At 40.3% G+C, this 21,403-nt stretch carries 19 protein-coding genes; 10 read left to right on the forward strand and 9 right to left on the reverse strand.

Annotated elements, in window-relative coordinates; genetic code table 11:
- Positions 1-9: 9 nt before the first annotated feature.
- The 4 genes from murD to H0S58_RS12360 form a co-directional block, all read right to left on the reverse strand.
- Positions 10-1,356, reverse strand: coding sequence for a UDP-N-acetylmuramoyl-L-alanine--D-glutamate ligase (murD, locus tag H0S58_RS12345; RefSeq protein ID WP_195726663.1), 1,347 nt, complete (start codon positions 1,354-1,356; stop codon positions 10-12).
- A 163-nt stretch (positions 1,357-1,519) separates the two neighbouring features.
- Complete coding sequence (locus H0S58_RS12350) at positions 1,520-1,771, reverse strand: DUF6587 family protein (RefSeq protein WP_193889681.1); 252 nt, start codon at positions 1,769-1,771, stop codon at positions 1,520-1,522.
- A gap of 38 nt (positions 1,772-1,809) precedes the next feature.
- Positions 1,810-3,666, reverse strand: a complete 1,857-nt coding sequence (gene feoB, locus H0S58_RS12355; protein ID WP_053578959.1) for a ferrous iron transporter B — start codon at positions 3,664-3,666, stop codon at positions 1,810-1,812.
- The gene (locus H0S58_RS12360) at positions 3,663-3,926 is read right to left on the reverse strand and encodes a FeoA family protein (RefSeq protein WP_053580266.1); all 264 of its coding nucleotides are present in this window, start codon (positions 3,924-3,926) and stop codon (positions 3,663-3,665) included. Before H0S58_RS12360 ends, feoB begins: the two co-directional genes overlap by 4 nt.
- A gap of 170 nt (positions 3,927-4,096) precedes the next feature.
- On the opposite strand from H0S58_RS12360, the gene xerD reads away from it, so the two are divergent.
- From xerD to thrC, 4 genes are all read left to right on the forward strand, one after another.
- Positions 4,097-5,014, forward strand: a complete 918-nt coding sequence (gene xerD, locus H0S58_RS12365; protein ID WP_195726664.1) for a site-specific tyrosine recombinase XerD — start codon at positions 4,097-4,099, stop codon at positions 5,012-5,014.
- A gap of 105 nt (positions 5,015-5,119) precedes the next feature.
- Complete coding sequence (locus H0S58_RS12370) at positions 5,120-5,932, forward strand: DsbC family protein (RefSeq protein ID WP_195726665.1); 813 nt, start codon at positions 5,120-5,122, stop codon at positions 5,930-5,932.
- Between the two features lie 123 nt (positions 5,933-6,055).
- Positions 6,056-7,360 (forward strand): homoserine dehydrogenase, encoded by a 1,305-nt coding sequence (locus H0S58_RS12375; RefSeq protein ID WP_053578962.1) that lies wholly within the window; start codon positions 6,056-6,058, stop codon positions 7,358-7,360.
- A 70-nt stretch (positions 7,361-7,430) separates the two neighbouring features.
- Positions 7,431-8,576, forward strand: coding sequence for a threonine synthase (gene thrC, locus H0S58_RS12380; RefSeq protein WP_195726666.1), 1,146 nt, complete (start codon positions 7,431-7,433; stop codon positions 8,574-8,576).
- Positions 8,577-8,650: 74 nt separating this feature from the next.
- On the opposite strand, the gene H0S58_RS12385 is transcribed toward thrC, so the two are convergent.
- The gene (locus tag H0S58_RS12385; RefSeq protein WP_053578964.1) at positions 8,651-9,703 is read right to left on the reverse strand and encodes a serine hydrolase; all 1,053 of its coding nucleotides are present in this window, start codon (positions 9,701-9,703) and stop codon (positions 8,651-8,653) included.
- A gap of 218 nt (positions 9,704-9,921) precedes the next feature.
- Between H0S58_RS12385 and H0S58_RS12390 the strand changes: the two genes are divergently transcribed.
- Genes H0S58_RS12390 through H0S58_RS12400 form a run of 3 tightly spaced genes read left to right on the forward strand, consistent with a single transcriptional unit; the run spans position 9,922 to position 13,602 of the window.
- Entirely contained in the window at positions 9,922-10,557 is a 636-nt protein-coding gene (locus H0S58_RS12390) for a response regulator (RefSeq protein WP_053578965.1), read from the forward strand.
- 34 nt (positions 10,558-10,591) lie between these two features.
- A complete protein-coding gene (locus tag H0S58_RS12395; RefSeq protein WP_195726667.1) occupies positions 10,592-12,169 on the forward strand; it encodes a sensor histidine kinase in 1,578 nt (525 codons plus the stop codon).
- A 20-nt stretch (positions 12,170-12,189) separates the two neighbouring features.
- Positions 12,190-13,602, forward strand: coding sequence for a sigma-54-dependent transcriptional regulator (locus tag H0S58_RS12400; RefSeq protein ID WP_195727620.1), 1,413 nt, complete (start codon positions 12,190-12,192; stop codon positions 13,600-13,602).
- An 8-nt stretch (positions 13,603-13,610) separates the two neighbouring features.
- Here the strand turns inward: H0S58_RS12400 and H0S58_RS12405 are convergent, their stop codons facing one another.
- The 4 genes from H0S58_RS12405 to lptF all read right to left on the reverse strand — a co-directional run bounded on the left by H0S58_RS12405 (position 13,611) and on the right by lptF (position 18,676).
- On the reverse strand, positions 13,611-14,738 hold the full coding sequence (locus tag H0S58_RS12405; RefSeq protein ID WP_411164412.1) for a S41 family peptidase: 1,128 nt from the start codon (positions 14,736-14,738) through the stop codon (positions 13,611-13,613).
- Between the two features lie 89 nt (positions 14,739-14,827).
- Positions 14,828-16,375: a 2,3-bisphosphoglycerate-independent phosphoglycerate mutase gene (gpmI, locus tag H0S58_RS12410; RefSeq protein WP_193889670.1), complete on the reverse strand. Its 1,548-nt coding sequence runs from the start codon at positions 16,373-16,375 to the stop codon at positions 14,828-14,830.
- 128 nt (positions 16,376-16,503) lie between these two features.
- Positions 16,504-17,574, reverse strand: a complete 1,071-nt coding sequence (gene lptG / locus H0S58_RS12415) for an LPS export ABC transporter permease LptG (protein WP_193889668.1) — start codon at positions 17,572-17,574, stop codon at positions 16,504-16,506.
- 1 nt (position 17,575) lies between these two features.
- Complete coding sequence (gene lptF, locus H0S58_RS12420; RefSeq protein WP_193889666.1) at positions 17,576-18,676, reverse strand: LPS export ABC transporter permease LptF; 1,101 nt, start codon at positions 18,674-18,676, stop codon at positions 17,576-17,578.
- A gap of 159 nt (positions 18,677-18,835) precedes the next feature.
- Here lptF and H0S58_RS12425 point away from each other — a divergent pair, with 159 nt between their 5' ends.
- The 3 genes from H0S58_RS12425 to H0S58_RS12435 are packed head-to-tail and all read left to right on the forward strand — an operon-like array spanning position 18,836 to position 21,351.
- Positions 18,836-20,284, forward strand: coding sequence for a leucyl aminopeptidase (locus H0S58_RS12425; RefSeq protein WP_193889664.1), 1,449 nt, complete (start codon positions 18,836-18,838; stop codon positions 20,282-20,284).
- Entirely contained in the window at positions 20,277-20,684 is a 408-nt protein-coding gene (locus tag H0S58_RS12430) for a DNA polymerase III subunit chi (RefSeq protein ID WP_193889662.1), read from the forward strand. Before H0S58_RS12425 ends, H0S58_RS12430 begins: the two co-directional genes overlap by 8 nt.
- A gap of 25 nt (positions 20,685-20,709) precedes the next feature.
- Positions 20,710-21,351 (forward strand): hypothetical protein, encoded by a 642-nt coding sequence (locus H0S58_RS12435; protein WP_227552571.1) that lies wholly within the window; start codon positions 20,710-20,712, stop codon positions 21,349-21,351.
- The last annotated feature ends 52 nt before the right edge of the window (positions 21,352-21,403 follow it).

A 21,403-nucleotide genomic window follows, 5' to 3' on the forward strand; every position in this document is an offset into this window, starting at 1 on the left:
ATCATTCTTTTAAGCAAGAGTGTTTACACATTCAACGAACTGGTGTCCACGTTCACTATATCCTTTAAACATATCAAAACTGGCACATGCAGGTGACAATAACACCACATCATGCGCTTGCGTATGTTGTTGGCCTAATTCGACTGCCTCTTTTAAAGAGTCCGCATGGATAATCGTGGTTGTACCTGCAATTGCTTTTTCAATTACAGTACGATCTTCACCGATCAACACTGCAAGCTTTGTATATTGGCTTAAGGCATTACGTAAAGCCCTAAAATCTTGTCCTTTACCCTGACCACCCAAAATAATCGCAACTTTACCCTGTTGAGGGGCTATAGCAGCGCCCAAACCTTCAATCGCTGCTAAGGTCGCGCCGATATTGGTGCCTTTTGAATCATTGTAATAACGTACGCCGTTCAATTCTTTTACAAATTCACAGCGATGCTCTAAGCCTTTAAATGTCTTTAATGTATTCAGCATCGATTCAAGGGCCAAGCCAATTGCTTCACCAAGGGCCAAACATGCCAAAGCATTTGCAATATTATGTGTTCCTTGCATATACATGTCCGTACTTTTCAGTAAACGTTCACGGCCACGAGCTAACCAAATGGTGCCATCATCTTCTTTTAAAATGCCATATTGATTCATATCTGGCGCATTTAAACCAAAGCTTTGCATTGGCGTCACATCTGGCACCAAAGGGCGAGTTAATGAATCATCACGGTTATGTACTACTTTTTTGACACCTTGAAAAATACGATGCTTGGCCGTGTGATATCCCATCATGTCACCATGACGATCTAGATGATCTTCACTCAAATTCAGTATCACAGCCACATCTGCGGCTAAATTAGACGTCGTTTCTAACTGAAAACTGGAAAGCTCTAAAATATACAATTCTGGATCATCTTTGGTTAAATCCAGTGCAGGACGTCCCAGATTCCCCCCCACAGCAACCTTAATACCCGCATCTTTGGCCATTAAGCCAATCAGTGTGGTTACTGTACTTTTTGCATTTGAACCCGTAATCGCCATAATCGGCTTGTCAGTGGCGCGGCGTAAAATCTGAATTTCACTGACGACAGGAATGCCTTTTGCGATAGCGGCTTGAATTTCAGCTAGCTTCGGATCCAATCCTGGACTAATCACAATTTCTTCAGCTTGTAACAACAGCTCTTGATCAAGCTGGCCAAAGCTGGTTTGTACTTCGCTAGGAATTTGATCATAGCCTGGCGGGGTCGGTCTAGAATCTGTTACTGCAACGCGGTAGCCTTGTTCATGTAAGAAATTTACTGCCGCAACACCTGATATTCCTAGTCCTGCAACGACTTTTAATCCACCACGTTGAATTAACATTTTTACCCCATATTCTGGTTTATTTTTAAAACTGGCAAAATGTTAGCACTTTGCTGTTTTGAATGCTTTTTCTGTTTTGACTTTATCTGCCTTTTTTTGTGTCAGTGCGTAAAAAAACCGTCATAAAGATGACGGTTTTTTTAAATCGGGACAAACTTGCGTTTTATTTCCATTTTACTGCTTGGATTTCTGGCTGTTTTACTGTCTTTTCTTCAGTTACCGCACAGCCACAACCTCCACCACAACCTGAAACTTCAGCAGGCTTTAACCATTTTGCCAAGGTGTGCCAACCCTGTTTATTACACAAATTAGATAAGTGCATAAAGACTGAATTTGCACTTGTAGGAAATACTTTTTTGAACACCACAATCGTGCTCCATATTACCAGTACAGCAACTATAATTACTTCTATCATTTCAATCTCCGCTCGCTATTATTTTGAATCAACGTCACTTAACCCCAATAATGCGATGCAACTTGATAAGTGAGAAAAGACATCAAATAGGCCAAACCAAATAAATAGGCCGTCATAAAACTGACTGTTTTCCATGAACCCGTTTCACGTTTTACTGTAGCCAAAGTCGCTAGACAATGCGGGGCATAAATAAACCACACCAAAAGTGAAAGACCAGTAGCCAGTGACCAACCCAGGCTCCCATCACTGCTGATAATAGAGGATAGACCTTGTGATATGGCATCATCATCTGTTGCAGACAAGGCATATACCGTACCAAGTGCAGCCACAACAACTTCACGTGCGGCCATCGCAGGAATTAACGCAATACAGATTTGCCAGTTAAAACCGAGCGGTGCAAAAATCGGTTGCATGACATGACCCAGCATACCCGCCAGAGAATAATCAATCGCAGGTAAAGTCGCACCTTCAGGTGGTTGAGGGAACGTACACAAAAACCAAAGTAAAATTGAAAGCGCAAAGATGATGCCACCGACGCGTTTTAAGAAAATTTTGGCACGATCTAGCAAGCCGATCCAAAGACTTTTTATATCAGGAAAACGATAACTCGGTAGTTCCATCAACAACATATGCTGAGACTTATCTTTTTGGAAAAATTTCAGAATAAACGAGACCACTAGCGCACTCACAATTCCAGCCATGTATAAAGCAAACAAGACCAGCCCTTGTAAATTGAAAATACCCCACACCATATATTCAGGAATGAACGCAGCAATCAATAAAGCATAAACAGGGAGTCGTGCCGAACACGTCATTAAAGGTGCAACAAAAATTGTGGTCAGGCGGTCACGTGGGTCGCTAATACTGCGTGTGGCCATAATGCCAGGCACAGCACAGGCAAAACTGGATAATAAAGGAATAAAAGCACGACCACTTAAGCCTGCCTTAAACATCAATTTATCTAATAGGAAAGCTGCGCGGGGCAAATATCCAGATTCTTCTAACACCAAAATGAAGAAAAATAGAATCAAAATTTGTGGTAAGAATACGACCACACCACCAGCGCCTGCAATGACACCATCCACCACCAAACTGTTTAAGAGTGGATGTGAGATATGCTGTCCAATAAATTCCCCCAACCAACCAAAGAACGTCTCGATCCCATCCATAAATGGTGCAGCCCAAGCAAAGACTGCTTGGAAAACCACAAACATCATGACCGCAAGACTCACCAGTCCCAAGACTGGATGTAAAAAGATTTTATCTAAAAAATCTGAGCGCTTATCTTCTTCATCGACTGAGTTGACCACATCATGCAAAATTGTCTCAATTTTATGATGATTATTTCCTTTTAAACCACTCAGTTCAGTATGGGGCGTCGAATATTTAGCTTGATCAAGTGCGCTCATCAGGTTTTCAATGCCTGAATTTCGCACTGCAACGGTTTCTACTACTGGAATCCCTAAGCGTTCTGAAAGTTTTTGGGTATTAATTTGCATGCCACGACGACGTGCTTCATCCATCATATTGAGAACAAGTAAAATTGGACGACCCAATTCAATCATTTCTAGGACTAAACCTAAATGTAACTTGAGATTGGTTGCATCCACCACACACAAGAATGCATCTTGTTGTTTTTCTTCTGCAATTTTACCTTGAACGACATCGCGGGTAATGGCTTCATCTGGACTGGTAGCATCTAAGCTGTAAGTTCCGGGTAAATCCAGAACACGAACCGCTTGACCAGAAGGTAAATTAAACTGTCCAACCTTACGTTCGACAGTCACACCAGCATAATTAGCAACTTTCTGACGGGTGCCTGTCAAGTGATTGAACAAGGAAGTTTTACCACAGTTTGGGTTACCAACTAAGGCAATACGTAGCGCATCACTCATGTCGCCACCCCATCAAGATGTATGTCAATTTTTTCAGCTTCAACTTTACGCAGTGCGAATCGGGTAAATCCAACTTGAATCAAAATTGGGTCTCCCCCAAAAATACCTTTGGTAATCACTTGTACTTTTGTACCAGGAACAAAACCTAATGTCTCTAAACGGCTTGCAACCAAATCATGTTCAGAAATGCCCGCTTCCAAAGTTCGATTAACTTTGCTAATTATCGCCGTTTGTTTCACTTTTAAATCAGATAAACGCACTACATCTAATCCCAAAATATTTTAACCAGTATACAAACAAATGAGAATAATTACCAAATAAGGTTTGATTCTAATTCTCATCTTGCACTGATGCATCGACTTTATTCAGGAATTGTTCTAAATTAATCTATACCAAGAAAACTTGGATGTTCATTCAATGTAGACCTCATATGCTCAATAAAAAACCTCGAATACCAGCACCCGTAAACATTCCTAAACATTTAAGTTTTTTGCAGGGTTTTCGAGATTATCTAATTTCACAAACTGTGAGTCCACACACTCGGAATGCTTATCTCTCTGATTTAATTCAAGCAAGTGAATGCCATTCCAATCATATGCCACTGTGGTCAGGCGACGATATTTCAGATGTTTTACTGGCCTTAACCAAACAGGGCAAAAGTCCGCGTTCGATTGCGCGTTCCCTTTCCGCACTACGTTGTTTTTACAAGTTTTTACGTGAACAAAAATTACGTTCAGACAATCCCGTAGCGACTCATAAAACCCCAAAGATTGGACGAGCGTTACCCAAAGATATTTCTGAACAAGAAGTCGAAGCTTTGATTCATGCACCCAACATTGAAACGGCTTTAGGTTTGCGTGATCGTGCCATGCTTGAAGTACTTTATGCGTGTGGTTTACGAGTGACCGAATTACTCAATTTACGACTTGAATTGATTAATTTAAAGCAAGGTTATTTGCGTATTGTCGGTAAAGGCAATAAAGAACGCTTGGTGCCTTTAGGTCAAGTTGCCTGTGATTGGATTGAACAATATTTACATCAAGCACGACCACAGTTATATAAATCTGCAACAGATTATGTGTTTTTAACGCAGCATGGCGGCATCATGAGTCGGCAAAATTTTTGGTATGCGATTAAAAAATATGCCTTACAAGCGGGTGTTCAAGCTGAACTTTCACCCCACACATTGAGACATGCTTTTGCCACACATTTGCTCAATCATGGCGCAGACTTACGGGTCGTACAAATGTTGCTTGGTCATAGTGATTTATCTACGACCCAAATTTATACCCATGTCGCTCAAGTTCGCATGCAACAATTACACGCTCAACATCATCCTCGCGCTTAGCGGTTTTTTTAATCTATGCTCTACGACCAAGAAGTGTTAACGAGCAGTGCTTTTTTTTTGCTATGCTAAGCCACCTGTTTTCTTTATCGCTTAAAAGGGTTATTTATGTTATTTACCCGCTCAAAAATTTTGATTGCATGCACCTTAGCCAGCAGTCTCGCAATTACGGCTTGTTCAAATTCAAATAATGATGACAAGCAAAGTCCTTTAACAGCAAGTACACCTGCAACAGGTAAAGCATCTAATCTTTCTGAACGTAACGCACAACAACGCCTGATGAATACTTTGCAACAACACTTTAAAAAAGCCAACATCAATGCCAAAGTTTTAGATATTAAAGCCACTGAAGTGCCTAGTTTGTATTGGGTCAATCTTGAAGGTATGTCTTCTGTATATGCTACAGCAGATGGTCAATACATTATTCAAGGCGATGTGCTGCGCTTAGGCGACAGCAAGATTCACAATGTCAGTGAAAACTTACAATCTGAAGCCAATAAAAAGTTGCTTGCCAACTTAAAAACAGAAGATTTATTGGTGTATAAAGCAAAAGGTAAGACCAAACATGTGGTCTATGTCTTTACGGATGCAAGTTGCCCATATTGTCATAAACTTCATGAACACCTAAATGACATTAACGCTAAGGGTATCGAAGTCCGTTATATCGCTTGGCCGCGTGGTGAACAATTCATGCCAGCCATGGAAAGTGTCTGGTGTAGCGCAGACCGTCAAGCGGCTTTTGACCAAGCTATTACTGGTGCACCTTTACCACCTGCGACCTGTAAAAATCCTGTAAAAGAGCAGTATCAACTTGGATTAAATATGGGTGTAAATGGTACACCTGCCATTTATAATGCAGAAGGTGTGTATTTGGGTGGTTACCTTTCTCCTGAAGAATTGGTAGAACGTTTAAATAACTAATTTTTATTCGTTAATTTACTTATTTTTATAGTTGAAGATAAAATTATTTCTTTCCTAGAGTCTGATGCTTTTTTTAGCTATGATCTAGGATTGCTTAAAATTGATTAGATATTGGAGTATGACGTGAAACCAGTTCGTCTGGCAATCCTAGGTCTTGGTACTGTAGGTGTTGGTGCCCTTAAACTATTAAAAGAAAACGCTGCTGAGATTAAACGTCGTACGGGTCGCGAAATTCAAATTACGCACGTCGGAACACGTCGTCCGCGTCCAGATTTAGATCTTCCAGAATCAATTCAATTAAGCGCAGATCTTCTTGAAATTGTGCGTCAGCCTGATGTCGATGTGGTGGTTGAAGTCATGGGTGGGATTCATCCTGCTTATGAAGTCATTATGGAAGCCATGAAGCATGGCAAACATATTGTGACTGCAAATAAGGCTCTACTTGCAGAACACGGTAATGAGCTGTTTAAAGCTGCAGAAGATAATGCTGTACAAATTACTTATGAAGCTGCGGTTGCTGGTGGTATCCCAATCATTAAAGTGATTCGTGAAGGATTAGCGGCAAATAGAATTGACTGGCTGGCTGGTATTATTAATGGTACAGGCAACTTCATTCTCAGTGAAATGCGTGAAAAAGGGCGTGCTTTTGAGGATGTTCTGAAAGAAGCACAAGAACTCGGTTATGCCGAAGCAGACCCAACCTTTGATGTCGAAGGTATTGACGCCGCACATAAACTGACCATTTTGGCTTCATGTGCCTTTGGTATTCCTTTGCAATTTGACAAAGTCTTTACCGAAGGAATAGCAAAAATCACTGCACAAGATGTGAAATATGCAGAAGACTTAGGTTTTCGAATCAAACATTTAGGTATTGCACGTCGTGCAGCAACAGGAATTGAACTGCGTGTTCATCCAACCCTCATTCCTGATGACCAACTAATTGCCAATGTAAATGGTGTGAAAAATGCCATATTGGTTCAAGCCAATGCCGTCGGGCCAACGTTATATTATGGTGCAGGCGCAGGTGCAGGTCCAACTGCTTCGGCTGTAGTAGCAGATGTCGTAGATATTGTCCGTGACATCATCTATACCGAAGATGGTGCAGGAACTATTCCACAATTGGCTTTTGAAGCTTTAAGTGACCTCACTATTCTTTCACGCGAAGAAATGACGACTGGATACTACATCCGTATTAATGCTGAAGATCAAACTGGCGTTCTTGCAGATGTCACCACAATTTTAAGCCGTGCTGGAATTAGCATTGATGCCATCATGCAGCAACCACGCTTAAAAGATTTGATTCCGATCGTGATTCTGACCGATCCTGTGATTGAGTCAAAAATGGATAAAGCGTTACAACAAATTCAAGCATTGCCTTTCATTCATGGCGAAATTGTACGAATTCGTTTAGAATCGCTTGAAAATTAATCACGTTTTTAAACTCCTCTAAATCCCCCTTTTTGAAAGGGGGGCTTATTCCTCATATTGGAACATCATCATGTCGAATGCCAATCGTTATACTGGTTTAGTTGACCGTTATCGCGACCGTTTACCCGTGTCTGCCACTACTCGTGCTATCTCATTAGGTGAAGGTAATACACCGCTGATTAAGCTTGAGAATATTCCACGTATTATTGGTAAAGATGTTGAAATTTATGTGAAGTACGAAGGCTTAAATCCAACGGGCTCATTTAAAGACCGTGGCATGACCATGGCTGTGACCAAAGCCGTGGAAGAAGGCTCTAAAGCGATTATCTGTGCCTCAACTGGTAATACTTCTGCTGCTGCTGCTGCTTATGCTGCACGCGCAGGCATTAAAGCATTTGTTTTAATTCCAGAAGGTAAAATTGCCATGGGTAAAATGGCACAGGCGATGATGTATGGTGCAATCACCATGCAAATTCGTGGTAACTTCGATGATGGCATGCGTCTGGTCAAAGAAGTTGCAGATCAAGCTCCTGTAACGATTGTAAATTCTATCAATCCGTATCGTTTGCAGGGTCAAAAAACCATTGCCTATGAAATTTTTGAAGCTTTAGGTCGTGCGCCTGATTATCACTGCTTACCAGTCGGTAATGCAGGTAATATCACTGCACACTGGATGGGTTATACCGAAGCGGTAGCCAATCAACCTGCTGATCAATTTGAACAAGTGATTTATGATGTGGCAACCGATGCTTTTACCGGTCCTAAACCTGAACGCTTACCTATCATGGTGGGTTATCAAGCCGATGGTGCTGCACCTTTTTTACGTGGCGCTCCTGTTGAACATCCTGAAACAGTCGCAACTGCGATTCGTATCGGCAATCCGCAAAGCTGGAACCATGCCAAAGCAGTCGTACGCGATTCGAAAGGTTGGTTTGATGAATTAAAAGACAGTGAAATTTTAGAAGCACAACGCTTACTTTCAATGTATGAAGGTGTATTCGTTGAACCTGCTTCTGCTGCTTCTATCGGAGGTGCAATCCGTGATATTAAAGCAGGTAAAATTGCTGAAGGCTCTGTTATTGTCTGTACCGTAACAGGAAATGGTTTGAAGGATCCAGATACTGCAATTAAACAGTGTTCTGATGCAGTTATGCTAACCATTGATGCCACTATGAATGATGTAAAAACTTCAATTCTTTCTAATATGGACCAATAATTTCGATTGTATCCAAATCAAAAAAAGCCTCGCAATTGTGAGGCTTTTTTTATAAATAAACTGAAATGATTTGATTAGATACGCTTTGGTAATTGCGTCACCCAACCCATTAAACGCGTTGCATCATTGGTACGTGCTTGAGAGGAAGAAGCACCGAGTAAGACTACAACGGCAGGACGATTATTCAAAGTGGTATGCATCACCACACAACGCCCTGCTTCATTGATAAATCCTGTTTTTGAAATATTAATGTTCCAGCCACCATTACGTACTAAAGCATTGGTATTGTTTGATTTCAATACACGATAACCTAAATTAAAATCATAACTCGGTGTCGTTGAAAATTGACGAATGAGACCATACTGATAAGCCGCACTTACTAAAATACCTAAATCTCGTGCAGAAGCAATATTATGCGGATCAAGTCCCGTAGACTCAACATAATGGGCTGAACTCATGCCTAAAGATTTGGCTTTAGCATTCATAGTCGCAATAAAAGCACTTCGACCACCAGGAAAAGTACGAGCGAGAGCAGCCGCTGCGGGATTCTCTGACTTCATTAAAGCCAACAATAAAGCTTCTGCACGGTTCATTGAATCGCCAGCACGCAACGTTGAACTGGAATTTTTACCGCCTGCACCAGCAAAATCAATTTGTTTTAAGGTGATTTCTTCAGACATATTTAAACGTGCATCTGCAATCACCACAGCCGTCATCAACTTGGTAATAGATGCAATCGGTAGAGCTGCATTTGAATTTTTACTATACAACACCTCACCTGTTTGAGAGTCCATCACCAATGCTGCACGAGCATTGACCTGAGGTTGATTACTGTAACCTGAATTACTTAAAATCTGGACTGTTTTGGGTGCTAACTGGGTTACTACACCATTAGAACTGCGTACAGAAGTGGTAATTTTGGTCGAACCTTGTGGCGAAACCTCTTCTACCAGTGCCGAAACATCACCATTAAGCAACTGTTGTGCATCTTCCGATGACCAACTTAGTGCTGCTTGACCGGTCCCCCCGGGAGCGTCCATGATCAGTTCTGCAAAACTAGTTGAACTCACACTTAGCAAGATCGATACACCCAGCACATGCATTAAAGATTTTTTTGAATTTTTCACTTTGGTTTACTCAACTCAGGGAGGTAAGATACATTTGTGTATTACCTCAAATATGCCTTACATTTAAACACAAAGATGAATATTTTTTAAGCATGCAACTTTGTGTTCAACATTTCATTTAAAGATAGAATAGGATTGCTAATTTTGTCATTTCATTGCAAGCTTATTTTGCTTTATGTAACAAAAAAGATGCTTTTTTTTATTTGAAGGAGAATTAGGTGATCACAGTTTTAGTGGTAGATGACCATGAATTAGTCCGTACTGGAATTTGCCGTATGCTCGAAGACCATTCAGGTGTTCAGGTGGTGGGTCAGGCTGAATCTGGAGAAGAAGCGATTACCTTGGTTCGTCAGTATCATCCAAATGTGGTCTTACTCGATGTCAATATGCCTGGTATTGGCGGTGTTGAAACGACCCGACGTTTATTACAAACGGCGCCCGAAACTAAAGTTTTGGCAGTCAGTGGTTTAGCTGAAGAACCTTATCCCTCATTATTGTTAAAAGCAGGTGCTAAAGGCTATATCACCAAAGGTGCACCCGTAACAGAAATGGTACGTGCCATTAATAAAGTCATGCAAGGAGGTAAATATTTTAGTGCAGATATTGCCGAACAACTGGCCAGCTCATATCTTTCTGATACCCAGCAATCCCCTTTTGATGCATTATCTGAGCGAGAAATGCAAGTGGCGATGATGGTGGTAAATTGTATTAGTGCACAAGAAATTGCTGATAAACTGTTTGTGAGTGTGAAAACCGTAAATACCTATCGTTATCGTATTTTTGAAAAATTGAGTTTAGATAGCGATGTAAAGCTGACTCATTTAGCAATTCGTTATGGCTTAATTAAACCTTAATAATGCCTTAAATTGGGCTTGCTAGAAGACATGCATGATACAAAAAAATTATAGTTTTGAGTTAAATCAATACCATTTGGCCATTTGGTATACGACATACAGACTCATTATCACGACATGTCTTTTACTGATTTTTTTACTGACCTATCCCAGTTTAAATGCAGATTATCAATACCCCCAATTCTATTCTTATGTGTTGATGGCTTATGTGGCCATCAGTTTTATCCAACTGATTTCGCTTAAAAATTTAAAATATAAAATACCCCTTCAATTGACACTGCTTTTCGTGGTTGATGTGGTCGCTTTAAGTTTAATGACCTTAGCCTTAGATGGCCCCAACCTACATTTAAGCCTTATTTTTGTCATTACTATTTTTGCCGCTTCCGTATTGCTCGATGCCCAAAAAGCGTTGATCATTACCTTAATTGCTGTCATCAGTGTGGTTTATCAGCTTTTTTTAGGCAGTTTATTTGATCTCTCCTCGCTCAATAAAATTGGAAACAGCGCTTTATTGGCTTTTCTATTTTTTATGGTTTATGGCAGTGGTCAAGTCGCGGTAAAACGTTTTCAAATTCTAGAAAATTTAAATTTTTCTCAATCTTTAGAATTAAAACGACTACAAAATCTAAATCGCTATATTTTAGAACAAATTGAATTGGGCTATTTAGTGCTGGATGAAAACTGCAATATCGTATTGAGTAATCCTGCCGCCTGTACACTATTGGGAATTGCCCAAATTTATGTTTATGACAAATATCCCCTCATCAAAGTACAACCTGATTTATTTGAACTACTCAAATTTGATCAGCTTAAAAATGGTGAAAAATTTCAATTTGAATCGCAACTCAGCCTTTTTTCGATACACATTGAAGTACAAAAATTAATTGTTCCTCATCAAATCCTCACCCTCTTGGTACTTCAAGATGCACGTAAACTTAATCAAAGAGTTCAACAATTAAAATTAGCCGCATTAGGCCAGTTATCCGCCAGTATTGCCCACGAAATTCGTAATCCTTTAGCAGCCATCGCTCAGGCCAATGAACTCTTTCTTGACAGTGATCCTGAGCAGCAAAGGCTTTTAAGTCAAATGATTGCGAAACAAGCGCAACGTATAGATCGAATCATACAAGACACCCTAACAATGGTGCGTAATAAAGAAACTTTTCCGACTCTAATTCAATTAAATCAGTTTATTTCTCAATTTATTCAAGAAGATTTATCCGATGTTGCAACACAAATTCGTTGTACCATCCAAAGCAAAATCTCGATTATTTTTGATGAAGCACAACTGCGTCAAATTTTAATTAATTTGATTCGCAATGCTATTCGACACAACTCCCCCGAATATCCCTATATTGAACTGAATATTTATACGTATGGCAGTCATATTCGCATTGATGTGCGCGATTTTGGTCAGGGCGTGGCTTCAAAAGATCAGGCCTATTTATTTCAACCTTTTTTTAGTACCGAAATCACAGGAACTGGTTTAGGATTGTATTTATCACATAGTTTTTGCGAAGCAAATGATGCCAAACTGGACTATGTACAACAAGAACAAGGGGCATGTTTTCAAATAGAATGCCTCAATGCCAATTTAAATGAATCTTTATAAATAAATATTGCTGGGGGATAATTGTGGAACGACAACCACTTGTTTTAATCGTGGATGATGAAGAAGATTTATGTACACTGATGCAAATGACTTTATCACGGATGGGCATCAAAACGCATATTGCATATCGTCTTGAACAAGCAAAAAAGCGGTTATGCGAACATGAATACGATGCATGTATAACCGATTTAAACTTGCCCGATGGCAATGGCATTCAACTGGTCGAGTGGATTACGCAAAAAATGCCCTCATTGCCTGTTGCAGTCCTGACCGCCTATGGCAACATGGATATCGCAATTGCTGCATTAAAAGCAGGTGCTTTTGATTTTGTCAGTAAACCTATTAATCAGAAACATTTAGAACAACTTTTACAAAAAGCATTTAACAAACCCATCGAACAGCTTCAAACCAAACAAGACAGTTTAGAACAACGGTTGTTAATTGGACAATCTTTTCCTATTCAACAATTAAGAATCACTTTAAATAAAATAGCTCGTTCTCAAGCACCTGTCTTTATTACTGGTGAATCAGGAACAGGAAAAGAAGTGATTGCTAATCTGGTGCATCGCCTCAGCAATCGTAATGAAGGCCCTTTTATTGCCATTAATTGCGGTGCGATTCCTACAGAACTGATGGAAAGTGAGCTTTTTGGACACAAAAAAGGGAGTTTCACAGGTGCAACACAAGACAAACAAGGGCTGATTCAGTCGGCACATGGCGGCAGCCTATTTTTAGATGAGATTGCAGAGTTACCGCTGAACATGCAGGTCAAACTACTGCGTGCGGTGCAGGAAAAGCGCATACGTCCAGTGGGTTCAGAACATGAAATTGATGTTGATTTTCGCGTGATTAGCGCCAGTCATCAGGATTTAGAAGCTTTGGTACAGCAAGGCAAGTTTCGACATGATTTGTTTTTCCGTATTCATGTGATGGATTTAGTTCTTCCTCCTCTACGTGAGCGTGGCGATGATATTATTTTACTCGCGCATCATTTTATTCAAAAAATTAGTCAGGAATGGGGAATTCCTGCCAAACAGCTCACTGAACGCGCAAAGAAATTTTTACTGGAGCAATATTATCCAGGAAATGTCAGAGAGTTACGCAATATCATTGAACGGGCAATCACTTTAAGTGATGATGAAAAAATTGATTTATCTCAGTTACAAAGTGCACCTTTACGTTATCCAAGAATGAATCCAGTCGATCTACAGGAATCTATTGTTCTACCTCGTACTGAAAGCACACTTTCTGGTAAAAAGCTGCCTGAAGAAGGTTTAGAGCTTTATTTAGAAAATATTGAAAAAGATATTTTACTCAATGCCTTGAACTTAACGCACTGGAACAGAACCGTGGCCGCCAAGAAACTGGGGATGTCCTTTCGCTCGTTACGATACCGTTTAAAAAAATTCGGACTTGATACAGAAGACGAATAATATTCTTATTAATGATTTAAAATAATTTCTGCAACGTGTTCCAGATAATTTTCATCTTTGGTGTCATGTTGTAGAAGATATTCTTGATTGGGCTGAATACCCACTCCTTCAATCATTTGGCCCTTTGGAGTGTAATAGTGCGATACCGTCATTTGTAAAGCAGCACCATTTGGCAACGGAAAGAGCTTTTGTACTACACCTTTTCCATAACTTTTTTCACCCACTACCCAAGCACGTCCATGCTCTTTTAAAGCCGCAGTAAAAACTTCAGCAGCAGATGCCGAACGACCATTGATTAAAATGCCTATTTTTAAATTTTGAAACTCAGAACTGGGTAAGGCCTGAAACTGCTGATCACCTTCAGAACGACTTTTGGTTGAAACAATAACACCTTGATTTAAAAACAAATCTGCCGTTTCAACTGCAGCTGAGAGTAAACCACCTGGATTATTCCTCAAATCTAACAAGACCGTTTTAATACGATTAGAAGAGTATTCCTCAATTAAGCGTTTGATTTCATTGGCAGTATCTTGCTGAAAAACTTTTACTTTAATGACCAGAACCTGATTATGCACAACATGAGCTTGAATGTCGGTTTCTATTTTTTTATTACGTACCAAACTGATAGGCTGACTGGTTGAACTCTGTTGCAGGCTTAAGGTCGAACCAATCGAACCGTTCAATAAGCTCATCACTTGGTCATGATTGAGTTTTTTTAACTCCTGCCCATCAATTTTAAAAATGCTGTTCCCATTACGTAAGCCTTGCTTAGCAGAATCAGCATGAGCGTTCAAACTCTGAATCATCCATTGATGTGACTGTTGGTCATAGTTCAAACCAAAATCTACAGAAGCCAGATCACCTTCGGTATATTGCACCAATTGTTTATAGTCTTCCGCGCTTAAATAACGTGAGTAACGATCTAAACCACTGACCAAACCTTTAATCGCTTGTTGAAATAATACATCATCCGTTTTTGTATCCACATAATTGTCTTTGACAATACTGTAGATTTGAACAAATTGCTGAATTGACTCCACAGGAACTTCAGCATAGTTATCGTTAATCTCATCATCAAAATCTAAAACAGATTGATTTTTTTCAGCGGCAAAAACAGAATGGCCTCCACACAGCATGAGCAGGGTAAGGGTGACAATAAAATTGCAGCGTCGTAAGACCATTCTTTTACCTGTTTATGGTTATCACATTATGGTTATCACAAAAATTATGCTGTTAAAGTCACCAAATTGCGACCCTGCATTTCTGCTGGTACAGGAACATGCATCAGACTTAATAAAGTCGGTGCCACATCAGCAAGAATACCCCCTTCAGCAATCGTTGCAGACGTCGGCCCCACATAAATGAATGGCACCAATTCTGTCGTATGTTGCGTATGCACTTGACCACTCTGATAATCCTGCATTTGCTCGACATTACCATGATCAGCCGTAACCAACATATGCCCTTTTTGTGCCATCACTGCTTCATATACTCGGCCCAAACAGGTATCGACTGCTTCTACTGCTTTTACTGCTGCATCAAACACACCCGTATGTCCTACCATATCACCATTGGCGAAGTTGACCACCAGCAAATCAAATTCGCATGAATTAATCGCAGCCACCAATTCATCGGTGACCTCATAAGCACTCATTTCTGGTTTTAAATCGTAAGTCGCTATATTGGGGGATGGAATCAGAATACGTTTTTCACCTGGATATTCATCTTCACGACCACCACTAAAGAAAAACGTAACGTGCGCATATTTTTCCGTCTCGGCAATTCGCAGTTGAGTTTTACCCAAGTCTGATAAATATTCACCAATCGAATTTTTCAACGCTTCAGGCATATAAGCTACAGGTGCATCAATCGTCGCTTGGTAACGAGTCAACATCACAAATTTAGATAATTCTGGAATGACTTTACGCTCAAAACCTGCAAACTCTTTTTCAACAAAAGCTTTGGTGATTTCACGAGCTCGGTCAGCACGAAAATTCATAAAGACAACACTATCTTGATCTTGAATTTTAACCGCCTCACCAATACGCGTGGCTTTGACAAATTCATCACTTTCACCAGCAGCATAGGCTTGTTCTAAGCCTTCAACTGCTGAAGCTGCATGATGTGCTGCTTCAGATTCAGTCAGTAAACGATAAGCTTGCTCAACACGATCCCAACGGTTATCACGATCCATCGCAAAATAACGACCAATCATACTAACAATGCGACCTTGCCCTGGATATTGGGCAAAAATCGCATCCAATTTTTCCAGTGAGGGTTGAGCACTTTTCGGTGGCGTATCACGACCATCGAGGAAGGCATGTAGATAGACGTTTGCACCACGTTTCAATGCCAACTCACACATCGCCACAATTTGGTCTTCATGTGAATGTACGCCACCTTGCGACAATAAACCCAAAATATGTACCGCAGCATTCGCAGCTTTGGCTTTTTCTACAGCATCTATCAAAACTTCATGTTCAAAAAAAGCACCGGTACGAATATCTTTGGTAATGCGGGTAAAATCTTGATACAACACGCGACCTGCACCCAGATTCATATGGCCCACTTCAGAGTTGCCCATCTGACCATCTGGCAAACCGACATCTTCACCTGAACCTGAAATTAAACTATGGGGATGCTTGTTTTGCATAGCTGTTAAATTCGGTCGTTTCGCAGCTAAAAAAGCATTGTCTTTGACCGCTTCACGATGCCCCACACCATCCATAATGACCAATACGTGAGGAATTTTGCCAGCAGTTGCATCCGCCATAATCAATACTCTTTGTTTACAATTTCATGGTGAATATCTTACCGAATTTTCGGTGAAGACTCTATCTACAGATTAGTCCAAACTAATCTCGGCATTCTATATAAAGCTCTCTAACTCTAACTCTAACTCTAACGCGCACGGCGCAGTAAATAACCGCCAACCAACATCATTAAAATAATGGGTACAAACACAAACCACGCCGGTGAAGGCGAATAAACTAAACTTGCATAACCCAAAAAATCTTGTAAATAGAAAAAACTTAAACCAATAAACAATGCAATCACCAAACGAAAGCCCATCGATTGTTGACGCAATGGGCCAAAAATAAATGAACAGGCAATGACCACTAACGCAATTAAGGCAAATGGCGAAGCCACTTTTTGCCAAAATGCGAGTTTATAGGTTTTAGGCACTTGACTGTATTCTTCCATATAGCTCATAAAACTGATCAATTGACTAGGTGATAAATCTTCTGGATCAATCGTGACCATGTGTACATATTTAGGTTGCAACGCCAGTGAAAGCGGAAGTTGTGCAGCATTGACCAAAGTTGCATTACCTTGAGGCAAAATATCAACTTGCGATACACGTTCTAGATTCCAATCACCATCTTTTACAAATTGACCTTGCGCAGCATTAAGCACGCCTTTTAAATGATAACCTTCATCGAAATCGACCACTTGAACGTGTTTAAGCTGCCCTTGAGCATTGGCATAATCAATATAAATAAAACGCTGCCCTTCTCGGGTCCAATAGCCTTTGACTTCACCTAGTGCATTTACACTTCGGTGATCTTTAACGCCTTTGGCTTGTTCGTTAGTGTATGGAATCACCCATTCACTCAGTGCAAAAGATAAAATCACTAAAATTAAAGCAGAACGAATGACCCAACCCACAATACGCCACAAGCTAATCCCGATTGAGCGCATGATGACCAATTCGCTATTGGATGCCAAGGTGCCCAAACCAAGTACCGCTCCAATCAGTGCAGCAATCGGTAAAATTTCATATAAATATCGAGGTGCGCCCCACATTACATAGAGTAAGGCTTGCCATGCGTTATAATTCTCATTTAAAGCGCCTAATTCACCCAAGTAAGTAAACAGGACTTGTAACACCGATAAGACCGCTGTTGCACCTAACATGGCTAATGCTGTGGTTTTGGTCACATGTTTGGCGACTATTCGACGTGCTAACATTTTATGACCTCACCTGTTGAATGCGCTTTTTAATTTTAGGTGCAAGTTTTTGTTTTCTCGAAAACAAAGCTGCTGCTATTCCATAGACCGCCAACACCAATGGATAAGCTGCAATACCCATTTCATCTTTACTAACTCGTGTTTTTACCGCCATTAAGGCCACAATTAAACTGGCAAAAATAAGTAAGGCAGGAAAAAGTTTTAAATAACGTCCCTGACGAGGACTCACTTCGGAAAGCGCCAGCGCTAAAGCCAAGGCCACAATCAGAGAAAATGGAACAAAAATACGCCAACCTAATTCACTAGCCACGACTGCATCATCGCGATTGCTCCATAGCTTGGAGATAGGCAGGGCTTCAACTTCTGCACTTTCAAACTTGGCTTCACTATCACTTTCTAAACGTAAACGATAAGACTGAAATTCTGCTTGTGTATATTTAGGTTGACCGGGAAAAATTTCATAACGACGTCCTTCCACCAAATCGACAATACTGGCAGTTTCATTGGCCACTTCTACGCGAGTAGCTTCTTTGGCCAAAATCATTACATCCGGTTTATCCGCTTTTTCAGCACGCTGATAAAAAAAGACATCTTTTAAATTACGCCGATCTTCCGACAAATCGCCAGCATAAATCGTATAGGGGCCAGAGGAAATAAATTCTTTAGGTCGAACCAAGTCAAAACCCGTCCGCACCGCTTGATTGGTGGTGAGTGCTTCAAATTGACGGATTCCCCAAGGTGACATCCAGATCATTAATACCGCTTGTACAACCAAAAAAACAACGGTGATGGGAATCAATAAGCGCCCCAACTGATGTCGACTCACCCCGCTTCCATTGAGAACCGCCATTTCATGGTCGACATACAAACGGCCAAACACCAACATTAAGCCAATAAAAAAGCCCAGTGGAAGAATAAGCGTTAAAAACTCAGGCAATCGATAGCCAATAATGCTAAACAAAATACTGACATCTAAACGCCCTTGCGCTGCAACGCCAAAGTACTTGATCAGTCGACCACCCATCATGATTAAGGTCAATAAGGCAATCACAACCAAGGATGTAGACACCACTTGCTTGACCAGATAACGCCGAATAATCAAATTAATTCTTCCAAAAAAGAGGCTAATAAAAACGAGTGTTAGTTTACCCGAATGTTGAAAATATAAAACCTATACTGCTGTTGTGCATTGAAACTCTATTCATATAAATGTTTCAATGGTTTAATGGTTTGCAAACGTTCAAAGGCACGAAGACAGCACATGAAACTCACAATTAATACGTCATTTCAAGAGAATACGTCTAGTCCATATTTGTTGATATTAGTGGATTCTGAGCACTTACAAAAGGTTGCTTCTACTTATAAAATCAATGATTTAAACACTATAATAGAGGCTGCACAATTTAAAAGCAGCTTAACTGAAAGCCTAACACTGATCGGCAAAGTTGCTGATTGTAATCATACTGTACTCATGGGTATCGATAAAGCGAACGATCTTTCCCCAGCCAAATTAGCAAAAATTGCACAAAGTATTATCAAAGCGTCACAAAAAAAATTCAAACAGATCAGTATTGATATCTCTGCACTAACATCTGAACAACATTATTTATTTGCTATGGCTTTAACGCAAGCCAATTATATTTTTGATGAATACAAATCGAAGAAAAATCACTGTATTCTTGAAACGATTCATCTTATTTCAACCGATAGTGCTTTAAATCCGCAACAACTCAACTTAATTCATGCAGTACAAACAGGTCAAAGTTGGGCAAGAGATTTAGGAAATCGTCCGGGTAATATTTGTTTCCCTGAATATTTGGCTGAGCAAGCGCAAGCCTTGGCCGTAGAATATCCTGAGCTACTCAAAGTGACTGTGATTAACGAACAGCAAATGGCAGATTTAGGCATGCATGCCTTTCTGGCCGTGAGCAAAGGATCAGACCGCCCAGGTCGTGTAATCACACTTGAATATAAAGTTCAAACTGAACAAGCTCCGATTGTGCTTGTCGGGAAAGGTGTAACTTTTGATACAGGTGGTATTTCACTGAAGCCCGGTCTTGGTATGGATGAAATGAAATATGATATGTGTGGAGCTGCCTCTGTATTAGGCACCATGCGTGCACTCTGTGAAGCAAAATTGCCCATTCATGTTGTGGGTGCAATTGCAGCCGCTGAAAATATGCCTTCTGGTCATGCGACACGTCCAGGTGACATTGTGACGACCATGAGTGGACAAACTGTCGAAATTTTAAATACCGATGCAGAAGGTCGTTTGGTACTCTGTGATACCTTGACCTATATCCAACGCTATAAACCAGCTTTAGTCATTGATATCGCAACATTAACAGGTGCTTGCGTAGTGGCTTTAGGTTCAGTTCTCACGGGTATGTTCACACCAGATGATGAACTTGCTACTGAAATTCAGGCTGCGGGACAAAGCTCATTTGACCGCGTATGGCGTATGCCAGTGATCGATGATTATCAAGAACAGTTAGACTCTCCATTTGCAGATATTGCCAATATTGGTGGTCCTAAAGCAGGTGCTGTGACTGCTGCCTGTTTCTTGCAACGCTTTACTCGTGAGTATCGCTGGGCACATTTGGATATTGCAGGAACAGCATGGAACTCAGGTGCGGCTAAAGGTGCAACAGGTCGTCCTGTACCCTTATTGATGCAATTTTTAGCCAATCGTGCACAAGCAAATGGCTAAAGTTAGCTTTTATTTATTTGAAAAAAGCAATGAACGGCAAGTGGAAAGTACTTGCCGTTTATGCCGTAAGATTTTGAAGAAATCAGAACGTATCTGGCTTTATTGCGACCATCCAGAATTGCAGCAGCAACTTGATGAACAGTTGTGGACTTTTGATGCCCGTAGTTTTATTCCACACGGCATTGACCAAGAGCAGGCCACGGTTTGCATTTCCTCTCGACTGCCTGAACAAGCAGATTGGATTGTGTTTAATTTTAACAATCAAGCGCTTGAACAGATTGATAAATTTGTTCACATTATAGAAATTATTGAAAATAACGAAGCGGCCAAACAACTGGGGCGTAAAAAGTTTAAGCAATATCGACAATTCGGTATTGAACCACGAACTTTCAAGCTGTAGCCGAACAATTGAAACAAGGAGATGCATGGTGGCATTAAATGTCGGTCAAGATTTTAAACAGCGCTGGTTAAATGTGCCTGATGCTGTTCGTCAGACATTTATTGATGACCTTTATCGTGTCTGTAACGTACTTAAACCTGAAACCAATACGCAAAAATGGTTAGAAAAAGATGAACTCGCGCAAAAACAATCGTTTGAGAAAATGGAAACTGCTTATGCAGAACGCAAAGCTCAACTGATTGAAGACGCACGGTTACGTCGTCAACATGCCTTAGAACAGTCTTTAGCAAATAAACGCGCAGCACAAAAAGCATTTGCTGAAAGCTTACAACAGGATGAAGTACGACAATTTATTGAGCAAACACAGACTTTAAATTTTATTCGTCAAAATCTAGAACGTGAAACGCAAACCTATACAGCGCGGTATCATAAAAATCCTGAAGGTTCAGCGCTAAATTTTGCCAAGGGCATACTTTCTATTCAGGATAATCAAATTTTATCAGAACTCGAAAGTGTACGTTTACGTCTCGAATTAGAAGCAGAAACCTTGATTGAACAAGCAGTGACTGTATTTCGTGCTAAATTGCACCAAGCCAGCCAAGAAGAAATTCAATATATTTTAGAGCATTCAGATTTTTCAGCAGAAAAACCAAAACCTTTGGTATAAGTTTTAAACAACTGAAATTGAATTTATTTTTTGTCATCTAAATAAAATATCG

It is taken from the genome of Acinetobacter sp. TTH0-4 (assembly GCF_015602665.1).
GTDB classification, from domain to species: domain Bacteria; phylum Pseudomonadota; class Gammaproteobacteria; order Pseudomonadales; family Moraxellaceae; genus Acinetobacter; species Acinetobacter albensis.